Source organism: Pseudotabrizicola sp. 4114 (genome assembly GCF_031457365.1).
Taxonomy (GTDB): domain Bacteria; phylum Pseudomonadota; class Alphaproteobacteria; order Rhodobacterales; family Rhodobacteraceae; genus Pseudotabrizicola.
This window is the reverse complement of sequence record NZ_JAVDWP010000005.1, coordinates 192544-208982: the sequence shown is the minus strand read 5'-3', so window position 1 is coordinate 208982 and position 16439 is coordinate 192544. Positions and strand designations below refer to the sequence as shown.

The 16439-nt window shown below is 63.8% G+C and carries 10 protein-coding genes; 5 read left to right on the top strand and 5 right to left on the bottom strand.

Translation table 11 applies throughout. The features are described 5' to 3' along the window. Positions 1-7 precede the first annotated feature (7 nt). From betA to betI, 3 genes are read right to left on the bottom strand one after another with little or no spacing between them, the layout of a single operon-like run. A complete protein-coding gene (gene betA, locus J2X53_RS13720; protein WP_349038056.1) occupies positions 8-1657 on the bottom strand; it encodes a choline dehydrogenase in 1650 nt (549 codons plus the stop codon). A 16-nt stretch (positions 1658-1673) separates the two neighbouring features. After that, entirely contained in the window at positions 1674-3128 is a 1455-nt protein-coding gene (gene betB / locus J2X53_RS13715) for a betaine-aldehyde dehydrogenase (RefSeq protein ID WP_349038055.1), read from the bottom strand. Continuing rightward, positions 3125-3709, bottom strand: coding sequence for a transcriptional regulator BetI (gene betI, locus J2X53_RS13710; protein WP_349038054.1), 585 nt, complete (start codon positions 3707-3709; stop codon positions 3125-3127). The genes betB and betI overlap by 4 nt, the downstream gene beginning before the upstream one ends. 89 nt (positions 3710-3798) lie before the next feature. Here betI and choX point away from each other — a divergent pair, with 89 nt between their 5' ends. The 3 genes from choX to choV all read left to right on the top strand — a co-directional run bounded on the left by choX (position 3799) and on the right by choV (position 6699). Continuing rightward, a complete protein-coding gene (choX, locus tag J2X53_RS13705) occupies positions 3799-4740 on the top strand; it encodes a choline ABC transporter substrate-binding protein (RefSeq protein ID WP_349038053.1) in 942 nt (313 codons plus the stop codon). A gap of 106 nt (positions 4741-4846) precedes the next feature. After that, positions 4847-5677: a choline ABC transporter permease subunit gene (gene choW, locus J2X53_RS13700; protein ID WP_349038052.1), complete on the top strand. Its 831-nt coding sequence runs from the start codon at positions 4847-4849 to the stop codon at positions 5675-5677. Continuing rightward, positions 5674-6699: a choline ABC transporter ATP-binding protein gene (gene choV / locus J2X53_RS13695; RefSeq protein ID WP_349038051.1), complete on the top strand. Its 1026-nt coding sequence runs from the start codon at positions 5674-5676 to the stop codon at positions 6697-6699. Before choW ends, choV begins: the two co-directional genes overlap by 4 nt. 14 nt (positions 6700-6713) lie before the next feature. On the opposite strand, the gene topA is transcribed toward choV, so the two are convergent. Both topA and dprA read right to left on the bottom strand, forming a co-directional pair. Next, positions 6714-9365: a type I DNA topoisomerase gene (gene topA, locus J2X53_RS13690; protein ID WP_349038050.1), complete on the bottom strand. Its 2652-nt coding sequence runs from the start codon at positions 9363-9365 to the stop codon at positions 6714-6716. A gap of 228 nt (positions 9366-9593) precedes the next feature. Continuing rightward, on the bottom strand, positions 9594-10742 hold the full coding sequence (gene dprA, locus J2X53_RS13685) for a DNA-processing protein DprA (RefSeq protein ID WP_349038049.1): 1149 nt from the start codon (positions 10740-10742) through the stop codon (positions 9594-9596). A gap of 207 nt (positions 10743-10949) precedes the next feature. Here dprA and J2X53_RS13680 point away from each other — a divergent pair, with 207 nt between their 5' ends. Both J2X53_RS13680 and J2X53_RS13675 read left to right on the top strand, forming a co-directional pair. Then, positions 10950-12227, top strand: a complete 1278-nt coding sequence (locus J2X53_RS13680; protein WP_349038048.1) for a 4-aminobutyrate--2-oxoglutarate transaminase — start codon at positions 10950-10952, stop codon at positions 12225-12227. A 276-nt stretch (positions 12228-12503) separates the two neighbouring features. Next, a complete protein-coding gene (locus J2X53_RS13675; protein WP_349038047.1) occupies positions 12504-16388 on the top strand; it encodes a PAS domain S-box protein in 3885 nt (1294 codons plus the stop codon). Positions 16389-16439 lie beyond the last annotated feature (51 nt).

Sequence of the window (16439 nt, the reverse complement as noted above, 5' to 3'; positions counted from 1 at the left end):
CGGCCCGTCAGCGCTGGGCAACCTGCCACGCCGAGTTGATCCACGGGCCAAGGTTCATCGGGGCCAGCGGCGTGCGGCCCAGAATGTGGTCCGCCGCCTTTTCCCCCACCATGATCGACGGCGCGTTCAGGTTGCCATTGGTCACCTGCGGAAACACCGAACTGTCGGCCAGACGCAGGCCATCCACCCCGATCACCCGGCATTCGGGGTCCACCACCGCCATGGGATCGGATCTACGCCCCATGCGGGCGGTACCGCAGGGGTGGTAGGCCGATTCGACATGCTCGCGCAGGAAGGCGTCGATCTCGTCATCGGTCTGCACCTGCGGCCCCGGCTGGATCTCGGATTTGACAAACCCGGCCATCGCGGGTTGGGCAAACACCTCGCGCGTCAGGCGGATCGCAGCGCGGAATTCGGCCCAGTCGTCGGGATGCGACATATAATTGAAGCGGATCACCGGATTGTCCGCAGGGTCCGCCGAGCGCAGCGTGACCGAGCCGCGCGATTTCGACCGCATCGGCCCGACATGGGCCTGAAACCCATGCCCGCCCGCCGCAACCTTGCCATCATAGCGCACCGCAATCGGCAGGAAGTGGTACTGGATGTCGGGATAGTCGATCCCGGCACGGGAGCGGATGAACGCACACGCCTCGAACTGGTTGCTGGCCCCCAGCCCCTTGCCGGTGAACAGCCATTGCGCCCCGATCAGCCCCTTGCTCCAGATATTCCAGTGTTTATACAATGTGATGGGCTGCGAAGCAGCGAACTGGAAATATATCTCCAGATGGTCCTGCAGGTTTGCCCCCACGCCGGGCCGGTCGGCGACCAGCGGGATGCCGTGGCCGGCCAGCTCTGCCGCAGGGCCGATGCCCGACAGCATCAGCAGCTTCGGGCTGTTGAGCGAGGAGGCGGCGATGATCACCTCACGCCCCGCCTGCACCACAAAGGGGGCGCCGCCCTGATCCACCTCGACCCCGGTGGCGCGACCGTTTTCGATCACCACGCGGCGGGCAGTGCCGCGCAACACGTGCACATTGCCGCCCGCCATCGCGGGTTTCAGATAGGCATTGGCAGCCGACCAGCGGCGGCCTTTGTAAATGGTGGCCTCCATCGGGCCAAAGCCCTCTTGCTGGTGGCCGTTGTAATCCTCGGTCACCGGATAGCCCGCCTGTTCGCCCGCCGCGATAAAGGCGTTGAACAGCGGATTGTCGCGCGGGCCACGGGTGATGTGCAATGGCCCATCGGTGCCGCGATACTCCGGCCCCGATCCACCGTGCGACTGCTCCATCCGCTTGAAATAGGGCAGCACATCGGCATAGCCCCAGCCATCGGCCCCCATCTCGGCCCAGGTGTCATAGTCGCGGGCGTGGCCGCGCACATAGACCATGCCGTTGATGCTGCTGGACCCGCCGATGACCTTGCCACGCGGCGTGGCCAGACGCCGCCCGCCCAGATGCGGCTCGGGTTCAGATTGCAGGCCCCAGTCATAGATGCCCATGTTCATCGGGTAGGACAGGGCGGCAGGCATCTGGATGAACGGCCCGGCATCCGATCCGCCCGCCTCGATCACGGTCACGCGCCGTCCGGCCTCGGCCAAACGATAGGCCATTGCGCAACCGGCAGAGCCTGCCCCGATGATGATGTAATCCGCGTGCATGTCTTTGACTTTATTCTCAGAAAGAGGCGTCGACCGGGCCCATGCCGACATAGACAGATTTGATCTGGGTATAGTGCTCGACCGCTGCATGGCCGTTTTCGCGCCCCACACCCGAGGCTTTGCTGCCGCCGAACGGCGATTCGACCGGGGTCAGGTTATAGGCGTTGATCCAGCAGGTCCCGGCCTGCAACTGGCCAATGACGCGGTGAGCCCGGGTCAGATCGGCGGTGAACACCCCTGCCGCCAGCCCGAATTCGGTGGCATTGGCGCGGGTCACGGCCTCGTCCTCGGTGTCGAAATCCAGCACCGCCATGACCGGGCCGAACACTTCCTCGACCGCAAGGGTCATGTCGTCGGTGACATCGGCAAACACCGTCGGCTGCACATAATAGCCGGTGTTCAGCGCCGCACGCACGCCGCCGGTGATCAGGCGCGCGCCTTCGGCCTTGGCGGTGTCAATATAGCCCAGCACCTTGGTCAGTTGGGCGTCAGACACCAGGGGGCCCATCTGTGTCGCATCATCCTGCGGGTCGCCCAGCACAATCGCCTCTGACCGGGTTTTCAGGCGGGCGAGGAAGGCATCCTTCAGCCCCTTTTGCACGAAAACCCGGGTGCCGTTGCTGCACACCTGCCCGGCGGAGTAGAAGTTGGCCATCATCGCCGCGCCCACCGCATCCTCCAGGCTGGCGTCGTCAAAGATGATCAGGGGCGATTTGCCGCCCAATTCCATCGTGACATGGCGCATGCCACCCGCTGCAGCGGCATAGACCTTGCGCCCGGTCGGCACCGATCCGGTCAGCGACACCTTGGCCACGCGGGGGTCAGTGACCAGCGCGCCCCCCACGGCCCCCCTGCCCTGCACCACGTTGAACAGTCCCGCAGGCAGACCTGCCGCGATATAGATCTCGGCCAGTTTCAGCGCGCCCAAGGGGGTGACTTCCGACGGCTTGAATACCATCGCATTGCCAAGCGCGAGCGCCGGCGCAGATTTCCAGCAGGCGATCTGGCTGGGGTAATTCCACGCGCCGATGCCGACGCAGACGCCCAAAGGCTCGCGGAGGGTATACACAAAATCGCGGCCCAGCGGGATGGTTTCGCCGGTCACCGTCGGTGCAAGACCGGCGAAATATTCCAAAGCATCAGCCCCGGACGGCCAGTCGGCGACCCGGGTTTCCTGAATCGGTTTGCCGGTGTCGAGTGTTTCCAGCTGCGCCAGCGCTTCGCCCCGGTCACGGATCATATCGGCGGCGCGGCGCAGGATGCGGGCACGCTCCACCGGGCGGGTAGCGGCCCAATCCGCCTGCGCGCGGGCGGCAGAGGCCAGCGCCCGGTCGATCAGGGCTGGCGTTGCCTCGTGCAGGCGGGCGATCACCTCGCCGGTGGCAGGATAGATCACCTCGATCACCGCCCCTGCGGTGTCTTCGGCATAAGCCCCGTCGATGAAATGGCTGGCGGTTGGTTGCGCTTTCATGCGTCATCCCCCGTTAGGTGTGAATTCAGATAGGTAAGCGCCATGCTGACCGCCGCCACGCCATCAGGCGGGCCGGATTTCAGCACTTCGCGCAGATAAAGCCCGTCGATCAGCGCACCCAGACCGTCGGCCAGCGCAGGCGCTTTTGCCCCGGCCAGCGGGCGCAGGCAGGCCATCAGGTTCGACCGCAACCGCCGCTGATAGATCGCCAGCAAGCGCCGCGCCTGCGGCACGGTCTGCGCCAGAACCCAGAAGTTGAGCCAGGCCCCCACCGCCTCGCGGCGGAAGTTGCCGGGGCTGAAACTGGCGCGCAAAATCGCCTCCAGCCGGGCCTGCGGCCCCTGCGTGGCGGCCAACGCACCGCGCACCTCGGCCCCGTACAGCGACAAGACATGGCGCATGGCGGCCAGAAACATCTCTTCCTTGGAGCCGAAATAATGATGCGCCAAAGCAGGCGACATCCCCGCCCGCCGCGCGATCTGGCTGACGGTCACATCCAGCGACCCGGCCCGCCCGATCTCGGTGATCGTGGCTTTGACCAGCGCGTCCTTTCGGATAGGCTCCATCCCGAGTTTGGGCATTTTGGTGTGACCTTGTGGAAATATCTTGCCAAACCAAGTAAGCTTGAAGTTCATTGACTCGTCAATCAACAAAAAAACAGGGATGCCTCATGACCCTTCGTAACAGCCTCCGTTCCGGCCTGCTGGCCACCACTGTCACCTTTGCCATCGCCGGCAGCGCCTTTGCCGCCAGCTGTGACAAGGTGATTTTCTCGGATGTCGGCTGGACCGACATCACCGCCACCACTGCCGCCACAACGGTGGTGCTGGACGCGCTGGGGTATGACACCGAGATCAAGCTGCTGTCGGTGCCGGTGACCTATTCCGGGCTGGCGGGCAACGATATTGACGTGTTCCTCGGCAACTGGATGCCGACGATGGAGGCTGATATCGCCCCCTATCGCGAGGCGGGCACGGTCGAAACCGTACGCACCAATCTGGAAGGCGCGAAATACACCCTCGCGACGAATGAGGCCGGAGCTGCACTCGGCATCGCCGATTTCAAGGACATCGCCGCGCACAAGGACGCGCTGGGCGGCGAGATCTATGGCATCGAGCCCGGCAATGACGGCAACCGCCTGATTCTCGACATGATCGAGGGCGGGCCGTTCGGTCTGGACGGGTTCAAGATCGTGGAATCGTCGGAACAGGGCATGCTGTCGGCGGTGGCGCGGGCCAACCGTGACGGCAAGCCGATCGTGTTTCTGGGCTGGGAACCGCACCCGATGAACGCCAATTTCACCATGACCTATCTGACCGGCGGCGATGACTACTTCGGCCCCGATCTGGGCGGCGCGGTGGTGGCGACCAACACCCGCAAGGGCTATGTCGCGGAATGCCCCAACACCGGCAAGCTGTTGGAAAACCTGTCGTTCACGCTGGCCATGGAAAACGAGATCATGGGCGCGATCCTGAATGACGGGGAAGATCCGGCAGCGGCGGCAAAGACCTGGCTGGCCGCGAACCCGGCCACATGGGAGGCCTGGCTGGACGGGGTGACCACCATGGACGGCGGTGACGCCAAGGCCGCCGTGGCCGCCGCGCTGAACTGATCCGCGATAGCGACTTGACGGGGTGCTTGTCGAAAGCGCCGGGGGCTTCGCGCCCCCGGACCCCCGCGGAGTATTTTTCCCAAGATGAAGGGGGCGGGTCGATCTGATGGACTGGCTGACGGATTACAAGCTGCCGGTGGGCAGGACCGCCAAGGCGGTGTTCGACTGGCTGAACGACAATATGGCCGGGGTGTTCGACACCATCTCTGACGGGATGGAGGCGATGATCGCCGCGATCCTGTGGTGTCTGTCGACGCCGCATCCCTTGGTGATTGTCGCGGTCTTTGTGGCGCTGACCTGGGCCTTGCAGCGGCGCTGGCCGGTGGTGCTGGGGGTGTTTGTCGGGTTTCTGTTCATCCTCAATCAAGGCTACTGGATGGCGACGATGGAAAGCCTGACCCTGATCCTGTCGGCCTGTGTGGTCTGCATGGGGATAGGCGTGCCGATCGGGATCGCCACCGCGCACCGGCCCCGGCTCTATGCCACGCTGTCGCCGGTGCTGGATCTGATGCAGACCCTGCCGACCTTTGTCTATCTGATCCCGGCCATCGTGTTCTTTGGTCTTGGCATGGTGCCGGGGCTGATCGCCACGGTGATCTTTGTGCTGCCCGCCCCGATCCGGCTGACGCATCTGGGGATCTCCTCGACGCCGACGCCGCTGCTGGAGGCCGCAACCGCCTTTGGCGCGACGCCGGGCCAGCGGCTGTGGAAGGTGGAACTGCCCTATGCGCTGCCGCAGATCATGGCGGGGCTGAACCAGACCATCATGCTGTCGCTGTCGATGGTGGTGATCGCGGCGCTGGTGGGGGCCAACGGATTGGGTGTACCGGTGGTGCGGGCGCTGAACACGGTGAACACCTCGCTGGGGTTTGAATCCGGCTTCATCATCGTCGTGGTGGCGATCATTCTGGACCGGATGCTGAGGGTGCGGCGATGAACGCAGTTGAATTTGACCGGGTGTCGATCGTCTTTGGCGACCACCCCGAACGCGCCCTGCCGCTGATGGATCAGGGCCTGAGCCGGGCTGAGGTGCAGGCAAAAACCGGGCAGGTGCTGGGGGTGCATGATTGCAGCCTGAGCGTCGCCAAAGGCGAGATTCTGGTACTGATGGGGCTGTCCGGTTCGGGCAAATCCACCCTGTTGCGGGCCGTCAACGGGCTGAACCCTGTCGTGCGCGGAGCCGTGATGGTGCGCGATGGCGACTGGAGCTGCGATGTCGCCAGCGCCGCCCCGGCTGAATTGCTGAAGGTACGGCGCGAGTGCATTGCCATGGTCTTTCAGGCCTTTGGCCTGCTGCCCTGGCGCACGGTGCGCGAGAATGTCGGACTGGGGCTGGAGCTTGCCGGTCAATCCGCGGCGCAACGGCGCGCAAAGGTGGACGAGCAGCTGGAGCTGGTGAACCTGACCCAATGGGCCGACCGCAAGGTCGGCGAGTTGTCGGGCGGCATGCAGCAGCGCGTCGGCCTGGCCCGCGCCTTTGTGACCGAAGCCCCGATCCTGCTGATGGACGAGCCGTTCTCGGCGCTCGACCCGCTGATCCGGGCCAAGCTGCAGGACGAGTTGCTGGACCTGCAGGCCAAGCTGAAACGCACGATCATTTTCGTCAGCCATGATCTGGATGAGGCGTTCAAGATCGGCAACCGGATCGCGCTGATGGAGGGCGGGCGGATCGTGCAGATCGGCACCGCGCGCGAGATCATCGCCAATCCGGTGGACGCCTATGTACAGGAATTCGTGGCCCACATGAACCCGCTGTCGGTGCTGACGGCGCGCGATGTGATGGTGGCCGGGGAGACCATGTCGGCCCACGCCGTCGCGGCGGAAACCCCGGTGCGCGAGATCATGGCCATGATGCGCGACGGCGTGGGCGAGATGGCGGTGACGGAACACGGCGCGCGCATCGGGGTGCTGCGCGCCGGAGCCGTGATGGGGCGGCTGATCAACCCCAGAACGGGTTGATCAGCACGGGCTGATCACTCCGCCGCTTTGGGGGCGGCTTTGGGGGCCGGCTTTTTCGCGGCGGGCTTTTTGGCTGCCGGTTTCTTGGCCGGGGCCTTTTTCACCGCCGGTTTGGCCACTTTCTCTGCCGCATCCCCAGCCGTTTTCGGTGCAGCCTTTTTCGGCGCGGCCTTTTTCGGTGCGGCTTTCTTTTTGCCCGGCGATTTGGCGGCCTTCTCAGCGATCAGTTCCAGCGCCTGATCCAGATTGATGTCTTCGGGCGTGATCTCTTTGGGGATCGTCGCGTTGATCTTTTCCCATTTGATATAAGGGCCATAGCGGCCCGGCATCACCGTGATCGCCCCGCCATCCGGGTGATCGCCCAGCGCCTTGATCGGCTCGGCCGGCGCGGCAGCGCCCCTGCCCCGGCTGGCCTTTTGTGCCAGCACTTCCATCGCGCGGTTCATGCCGATGGTGAAGACTTCCTCAACGTCCGGGATATTCGCGTAGACCTTGCCATGCTTGACATAAGGCCCATAGCGGCCAATCGCCGCCTCGACCGGCTCGCCGTCTTCGGGGTGCTGGCCGATCAGACGCGGCAAGGACAGCAGCTCCAACGCGCGTTCCAGCGTCAGACTGTCCGCGCCCCAGCCTTTGGGCAGGCTGGCGCGGTCGGGTTTGGGCTGGTCTTCGGTCGCCTCGCCGCGCTGCACGTAAGGCCCGAACCGCCCCGCGCGCAAGCTGATCGGCAAGCCGTTCTCGTCATTGCCAAGGATACGGCCATCCGCCCCGCCCGCATCTTCCCCGCCCGAAATCGGGCGGGTGTAGCGACATTCGGGATAGTTGCCGCAACCGATAAAGGCGGACCCCGAGCGTGCCGTTTTCAGATGCAGACGCCCGGTGCCGCAGGTCGGGCACGAGCGCGGATCAGAGCCATCGGCCCGCAGCGGGTACAGATGGGGCGACAGGAAATCATCAATCTTTTCCAGCACCTCGCCAATCCGCAGATCAGAGGTCTCGGCCACAGCGGCAGAGAAATCACGCCAGAACCGTTCCAGCACATCCTTGTAATCCAGCGCCCCCGCCGACACTTCGTCGAGCTGGTTTTCCAGATCGGCGGTAAAGTCATACTCCACATATTTGCGGAAATAGTTGGTCAGGAACGCCGTCACCAAGCGCCCCTTGTCTTCGGGGATCAGCCGGTTCTTGTCCTTGCGGACATATTCGCGGTCCTGAATCGTCGACAGAACCGAGGCATAGGTCGAGGGGCGGCCTATCCCCAACTCTTCCATGCGCTTGACCAGCGTGGCCTCGGTATAGCGGGGCGGCGGTTGGGTGAAATGCTGCTCGGGCGCGACCGACTGCTTTTGCGCAGGCTCGCCTTGCATGATCTGCGGCAGACGCCCGCCCTCTTCATCCTCGTCGTCGCGGCCTTCGTCATAGACCTTGAGGAAGCCGTCAAACTGCACCACCTGCCCGGTGGCGCGCAGGGTCACCTGACCGTCGGCGCTGCCGACATCGACCGTGGTGCGTTCCAGCCGCGCCGCTGCCATCTGGCTGGCAATCGTACGCTTCCAGATCAGATCATACAGATTGGCCTGATCCTTTTCCGCCAGACGCAGCTTTTCCGGGGCCGCTGCCAGTTCGGTCGGGCGGATGCATTCGTGGGCTTCCTGCGCGTTCTTGGCCTTGTTCTTGTAGAGGCGCGGCTGGTCGGGCACATAAGCTGCGCCGAAGCGGTCCTTGATCGCCTCGCGCGCCTGCGTCACCGCCTCGGGGGCCATGTCGATGCCATCGGTCCGCATATAGGTGATGTGACCGGCCTCATACAGCCGCTGCGCGGTGCTCATGCACTGTTTCGCGCCCATGCCCAGCTTGCGGCTGGCCTCTTGCTGCAGGGTCGAGGTCATGAACGGCGGATAGGGGTTGCGGGTGGCGGGCTTGGCCTCCACGCTCTGCACGGTCAATGTTCGGGACGTGACAGCCTGAACGGCGATTTCGGCCGCTTCCGAAGTGGTAATGTCGAATTTGTCCAGTTTCTTGCCGCCCAGAACCGTCAGCCGCGCCTCAAACTCCTGCCCGCGCGGGGTGACAAGCACCGCCCGGACAGACCAGTATTCGCGGGCACGGAACGCCTCTACCTCCATCTCGCGCTCGACGATCAGGCGCAGACAGACCGACTGGACACGGCCTGCCGATTTCGACCCCGGCAGTTTGCGCCACAGGACGGGGGACAGCGTGAAGCCGACCAGATAATCCAGCGCGCGGCGAGCGAGATACGCCTCCACCAGCGGCGTGTCGATCTCGCGCGGGTTCTTCATTGCCAGCGTCACCGCATCCTTGGTGATGGCGTTGAAGGTGACGCGGGACACGGTTTTGCCCTTCTTCAGACTGCCGGCAAGCGCCTCACGCAAGTGCCACGAAATCGCCTCCCCCTCGCGGTCAGGGTCGGTTGCGAGGATCAGGGTGTCGTCGGTTTTCAGCGCCTCGGTGATGGCGCGAATGTGCTTTTTCGACTCGGCAGCCACCTCCCATTTCATCGCGAAATCATGCTCGGTATCGACCGAACCATCCCTTGGCGGCAGGTCGCGGACATGGCCGTAAGAGGCCAGAACCGTGAACTCTGGACCAAGATATTTGTTGATTGTCTTGGCCTTGGCAGGAGATTCGACTACGACGACGGCCATGAAATACCCTTTTTGCACGAAGCCCCGAGAGGCGCGGCAAGATGTGGGCGAAGCGGCCAGAATGTCAATGCAACAATCTGCGCAACAATCTGCGCAGCAGTTCAGGCAATACTCCACGCACGGGTCAGGCACAGGCCAAGCACGGGCCAGGTACGGGCCAGGTACGGGCCAGGCGGCCACTGTGGGAGCCTCCGGCGGGAGTATTTTTACCAAGATGAATGTGGGACGTCACTCCGCCCGGCTCAGCAGCCCGCCGGGGGCGCGGTGAACCCGGCCATCCAGCTCCAGCGTCAGCAGATGCTGGGCCACCGTCGCAGGCGGCATCGACAGATCGCGGATCAGCTGATCCTCGGCCAGCGGGCTGGGACCAAGCCGGGCGAGGATCTGGCTGTGTACCGACGCGATGTCGGTCAGCGGGCGGCGCGCAGGGGTCGGGCCGGGGAGAGGCGGATCCTCCGTCACCGGCTCCTCCTCCGGCGCAAAGGGCAGCACCTGCGCCCCGATCGCCTCCAGCACATCGGCCGGGCCGCGGATCAGGGTTGCCCCGTCGCGCAGCAACATGTTGCAGCCCGCCGCCCGCGCATCAAACGGATGCCCCGGCACCACCAGCACATCGCGGCCCTGATCCAGCGCGGTCTTTGCGGTGATCAGCGAGCCAGACCGCGCCGCCGCCTCGACCACCACCACGGCGCGCGAGAGGCCCGACACGATCCGGTTGCGCTGCGGAAAATGGCGGGCCTGCGGTTGCAGACCCATCGGCTGTTCCGACACCAGACAGCCCTGTTCGGCAATCTGTGCCATCAGCCGGCTGTTTTCTTCAGGGTAGGCAACATCAAACCCGCCCGCCTGCACCGCCACAGTGCCGGTGATCAGCGTCGCCTCATGCACCGCCGTGTCGATCCCGCGCGCCAGACCGGACACAGTGACAAACCCGGCCTGCGCCACGCCGTCCGCCAGCCGCCGCGCCATGCGCAGACCAAGGGATGAGGCATTGCGCGCGCCCACCATCGCCACCAGCGGGCGGTGCAGCAGCGCCGCATCCCCCAGCACCCAGAGCACCGGCGGCGCATCAGGCAGGTCGCACAGCGGCATCGGGTAAGTGCCCGTCCCCCAGACGATCAGATGCGCCCCGGCGGCACGGCCCTGTGCCAGTTCGTGCCGGGCCACCTCGACCGGGCAGACGGCGTAATTCTCGACCCCCGCCGCGCGGGCCACATCGGGCAAGGCGGCCAGTGCCGCCCGGGCCGATCCATGCTCGGCCAGCAGCCGGTGCCAGGTGACCGGGCCAACCCTGCGGGAACGAATGAGACGAAGACAATCCACCGGGTCATCGTCCAGGGGTGTGGGGTGGGGTGTGGGTTTGGATGTCAGTCCCATGGCCGCCTCGCCTCATTCGCACCGTCACCCTGCACCGGGTAAGGTTAACAGCAGGTGAATCGCTCCGCGCCCAATTCCCCTTGCAGGATTTTCTTCGTCACTGGCGAAAACAGTCCCGGCAACGTCGGTAAGGTGATGGACGAAGCGATAAAAGTTTGATCAAATGTTGCGCGACGGCCCATGTCGGGCCAAAGGGAGCCCCACGCCATGCTGAACGCCGAAGTTGCCCGCCGCCGTGATGATGCCATCTCGCGCGGGGTCGGGATGATGACCCAGATTTACGCCGACCGCGCTTTGAACGCCGAAGTGTGGGACATTGAGGGCAACCGCTATATCGACTTTGCCGCAGGCATTGCCGTGGTCAACACCGGCCATTGCCACCCCCGCGTCATGGCCGCCGTGACCGAACAGCTGGGCCGCTTTACCCACACCTGCCATCAGGTGATGCCGTATGAGAATTACATCCGTCTGGCCGAACGTCTGAACGACAAGGTGCCGGGCGATTTCAAGAAAAAGACCATCTTTGTCACCACCGGGGCCGAGGCTTGCGAAAACGCGGTGAAAATCGCCCGCATCGCCACCGGGCGCAATGCGGTGATCGCCTTTGGCGGCGGCTTTCATGGCCGGACCTTCATGGGCATGTCGCTGACCGGCAAGGTCGAACCCTATAAAAAGGGCTTTGGCGCGATGATGCCGGATGTGTTTCACGTCCCCTTCCCGATGGAGCCGCATGGCATTTCCACCACCGATGCGATGGCGGGCATTGAAAAGCTGTTCAAATCCGATCTCGACCCCGCCCGCGTCGCCGCGATCATCTTTGAACCGGTACAGGGCGAAGGCGGGTTCTACCCCGCCCCGGCCGAGCTGATCAAAGCCATCCGTGCCCTGTGCGACAAACATGGCATCGTGATGATCGCCGATGAGGTGCAGACCGGCTTTGCCCGCACCGGCCATCTGTTCGCGATGGAGGCTTATGGCGTTGCCGCTGACCTCACCACCATGGCCAAGGGGCTTGCGGGCGGTCTGCCGCTGGCAGCCGTTACCGGCAAAGCCGAACTGATGGATGCAGCCAACCCGGGCGGTCTGGGCGGCACCTATGCCGGCAACCCGCTGGGCATCGCCGCCGCCAATGCGGTGCTGGATGTGATCGAGGACGAAGACCTGTGCGCCCGCGCCAATGAGCTGGGCAGCCGGCTGAAACAACGGCTGGAATCGATCCGCGCCACCGCGCCCGAGATCATCGACATCCGCGGCCCCGGCTTCATGGTCGCGGTGGAATTTGCCAACCCCGGCACCAACGCGCCCGACGCAGGCTTTACCGCCCGTGTCCGGGCCGAAGCGCAGAAACGCGGGCTGATCCTGCTGACCTGCGGCGTTTACGGCAATGTCGTGCGCTTCCTTGCCCCGATCACCATTCCCGACGCCCATTTCGCCGAAGGACTGGACATTCTGGAAGCCTCGGTCGCGGCTGCCCGCAACAACTGATCCCGCGCCCCGCAACGGGCTTCGGGGACTGACATATCGGAAACCGGGTGGAGGTTTATCCTCCATCCGGTCGCCCCAGATCTGATCCGCCAGCCGCAACACCGGTCATCCGGCCCGCCCCGCCCGCAAAAGGCTCTGGCGTTCTGATCACACCTGTCCCGTTTGCGGGCGAATAAGCGCTCGCGGTTGCGGAATTTGTAGCAAACTCCCGCAAATGGGTTGTAGATGCAAAGGGAACACCAAGACACCCCGCATGCCGGAAGTATACCGAAGTTGATGTCGTTTACCGCAGAGCTCCTCCAGAAAATCGAAGACTTTCCTGATCAGGACAAAGTGGGCGAAATCCTGTCCTGGCTTGTGCGCCGCAGCGGTGCAACTTCGGGTCTGCTGGTCGTCGGCCCCCCTGACATGACAGCGCACCTGCGGGTTGCCTGGCCAGACTCTGAACAGGCGTGTCTGTGCGCGGCTCTGGCCTCCGGGCAGGTGTCGGATGATCCGGCAACGGGCAGCATCCGCAAACTGGCACTGGGGACTGTCGGCGGTCAACCGGCGGTCTTGCTGCTGACCCTTGGTGCAGAGCAATTGCCGGCAGACATCGCAAGCGCGCTCGACGGCCTGCGCGCCATTCTGCGCCTCTTTGTCGAAGGGCTGATTGCCCGCCAGAACTCTGACCGGCTGACGGAATTTGCGGCATTGTTCGGGATCTGGATCTGGGACATCGACGCTCAGGGACAGTTGTGCCGGCTTTCCGCACCAATGCCGGATGGCACCGGCTGTGCCCCCGATGGCCAACCCCTGCATCAGGCAGACTGGTCCGGTACGGACTGGACGGCGGTGCAGTCGCGGCTGGCGCAGCGCGCGCCGTTCCGCAATCTTGTCCATGCCGTCACCTTGCCCGACGGCAGCCAGCGCTGGCTGCGCAGCAGCGGCACACCGCGTCACGATGCGTCGGGCACATTTCTGGGCTACTCGGGCGTCAGCTCAGAACGGCCCGAACCGTCTGACAAGGAACACAGCGCCATCGCGGCTTTTGAACGGCTGACGGCGATTCTGGATGTATTGCCCGACCTTGTGTTCGAAATCACCGCTGACGGGCGCTATACCGATTTCATCGCAGGCCCGATGGATCTGCTGGGGGATGCACAAAAAAGCCTGCCCGGCCGCCTGCTGGAAGACGTACTCCCCCCCGATGTCGCCCTCCGAAGCCGAGCCGCGCTGGAAGAGGCGTTGCGCACCGGCCGCAGCCCGCAGGCCCGTTTCAGGCTGCCCTCGCCGATCGGCATGCGCTGGTATGAAACCACCGGCGCGCGCAAGCTGGCCAACACGCCGGACGAACAGCCGACTGTGATCTTTGTCGTCCGCGACGTGACCAGAGACATGCAGAAATCCGAAGATCTGGGGCGTCTGGGCCGCGTTGTCGAGAACATGTCGAATCTGGTTGTCGTGGTCGACACCGACCAGAACATCACCTGGGCCAACCAGGCATGGGAACGCCGCACCGGCTGGACCGTGGACGAGGTTCTGGGCCGCCAGCTTTCCGAAGTGGTGCGCGGCAAGCATAGCGACCCGAAGAACGAAGCCGAGGTGTCACATGCCATCGCCCACCATCAGCCTTATCATGGCGCCACCATAAATTTTGACCGGCACGACAATGCCTATTGGATAGATTTCAACATCCTGCCGCTGCATGACCGAGACGGCAATGTGAACGGATATGTCTCGATCGAAACCGATGTGACCGCCCAGAAATTGGCCGAGGCACAGATGGCGCAGCTGGCAGATGAAGCCGACAGGATGCGGGCGCAGATGTACAATGCCATCGAAACCCTGCCCGACGGCGTTCTGATCTGGGATTCGAATGAACGTCTGGTCTTTGCCAACTCCGCCTACAAACGGATGTACCCCGAAGCAGCGCATATGCTGGTCTCCGGCGTCTCGCAGGAAGAGCTGCTGCGGTTCGGCATCGAGAACAAAGCCTTTCCCGAGGCGTTCGGACGCGAAGAAGAGTGGCTGGCCGAACAGTGGGAACGCTACCGCAACCCGAACATTGACGAAGTCCGACGCGCAAATGACCGCTGGATCCGGCGGGTTGACCTGCGCACCCCGGATGGCGGCCGCATTGCGGTGCGGATCGACACCACCGAACGCCACCGGCAATTGCTGGCCCTGGATGAAGCCCATCACTCGCTGGCCGAGGCCCGCGACTCGCTGGCCCAGATCATCGAAAGCGCGGATGTCGGCACCTGGAACTGGCATGTCGACACCGGCGAACTGCGGATCGGCGGGCGTTATGCCCAAATGCTGGGCTACACCCCCGAAGACCTGGGCGAAACTTCGGATGCGATGTTCCGCTCTCTGGTACATCCCGAAGATCTGGCGCGGCTGGACGCGACCGAGGTGGAGGATTTTGCCCCGCTGCCGGATGGCCGCGAAGTCGTGCGCGAACACCAGCTGCGGATGCGGCGCAAAGATGGCAGCTGGGCATGGATTCTGTCGCGGTCGGCAGTCACCGAGCGTCTGCCCGACGGCAGCCACAGGGCGGTTGTCGGCATTCACCTCGACATCACCGAGCGCAAGGCGCTTGAAGATCTGGTGATGAGCAATCAGGCCTTTCTGACCGAAGTGATGGACGCCTCGATCTCGGCCATTGTGGTCATGGACAGCCAGGACCGGATCACCTACGCGAACGCCGAGGCTGAACGTATTCTGGGCCGGGAACGTACGACGATTGAGGGGCTGACGTTCACCGACCCGATCTGGCGGATCACGGCTGCGGATGGTGGGCCGATCACTGATGCCTGCCTGCCCTGCCGCAAAGCCCTCGACGAAAACGAGATTGTGCGCGATGTCCGCATAGCCATCGAATGGTCAGACGGGACGCGCCGCGTTCTGTCGGTCAACGCTGTCCCGCATCATCAACCCGACCAGTCCGACGCGGAAAAGCTGGTCATCGCCTCATTTGTCGACATCACCGAAGACCTGAACAAAGCGTCGCGGCTGGAGCATGCCCTTTTGCAGGCACAGGCCGCCAGCCAGTCAAAGTCGACCTTTCTGGCCAATATGAGCCATGAAATCCGCACGCCGCTCAACGGTGTGCTGGGCATGGCCGAACTGCTGGAAGGGCTGATCACCGACCCACGCAAAAAGGAAATGATCGGAACCATCCGGCACTCGGGCGAGGTATTGCTGAATGTCCTGAACGAAGTTCTGGATATGTCAAAGATCGAGGCCGGCAAGATGGTGATCGAATTGATTCCGTTTACACCTGCCGAAATTGCCCGTCAGGTCGAGCCCCTGCACAGCCTGCGCGCCGAAGAAAAAGGTCTCGATTTCGAGGTGCTCACCAATTCCGGCGCGGAACGCCCGCGTCTGGGCGATTCGTTCCGTATTCAGCAGATCCTGAACAACTTGCTGAGCAACGCGATCAAATTCACCGAATCGGGCTCCATCGCGCTGACCATGTCCGCGCGTGAGGGCAAACCGCTGACGATCGAGGTCAGCGACACCGGAATCGGCATGTCCTCCGATCAGGTCGCGCGGATCTTTGACAATTTTGAACAGGCCGAAGGCGGCACCACCCGCCGCTTTGGGGGCACCGGGCTGGGCATGCCGATTGTGCGCAATCTGGTCGAGCTGATGGGGGGCACAATTGCCGTGACCAGCACACAAGGCGTCGGCACCCGGGTCAAGGTGACCCTGCCGCTGGCCGAATCGACCGAAGCCGCGGCGACAGAACCCAGCATGCCCGACAAGGCGCAGTTCCGGTCTCTGGCGGGTGTCTCGCTTCTGATCGCCGATGATTCTGCGACCAACCGGATGGTCATCAATGAGATGCTCAAGGACAGCGGCGCCGAGATCGTGCTGACGAACAACGGGGCCGAAGCGGTCGATGTCTGGCGGCAACGCGCGCAAGGCGGCACCCCGTTTGACATGTTGATCCTTGATATCGCCATGCCGGTGCTGGACGGCACCGGCGCCCTGCAGGCCATTCGTGCAACCAACCTCGCCGGGTCGCAGGTGCCGGCCATCGCGGTGACCGCCAATGCGATGTCCCATCAGGTGTCCGAATACATCATGGCAGGATTCGATTCGCATGTGCCCAAACCCTTCCGTCAGGCAGAGCTGCTGCACGCAGTTTCGACATTGTTGACAAGAGATTAGCACAACTCAGGGGTTACAAATGCAACCCAAGATTGATACTTTCAAGGCAAC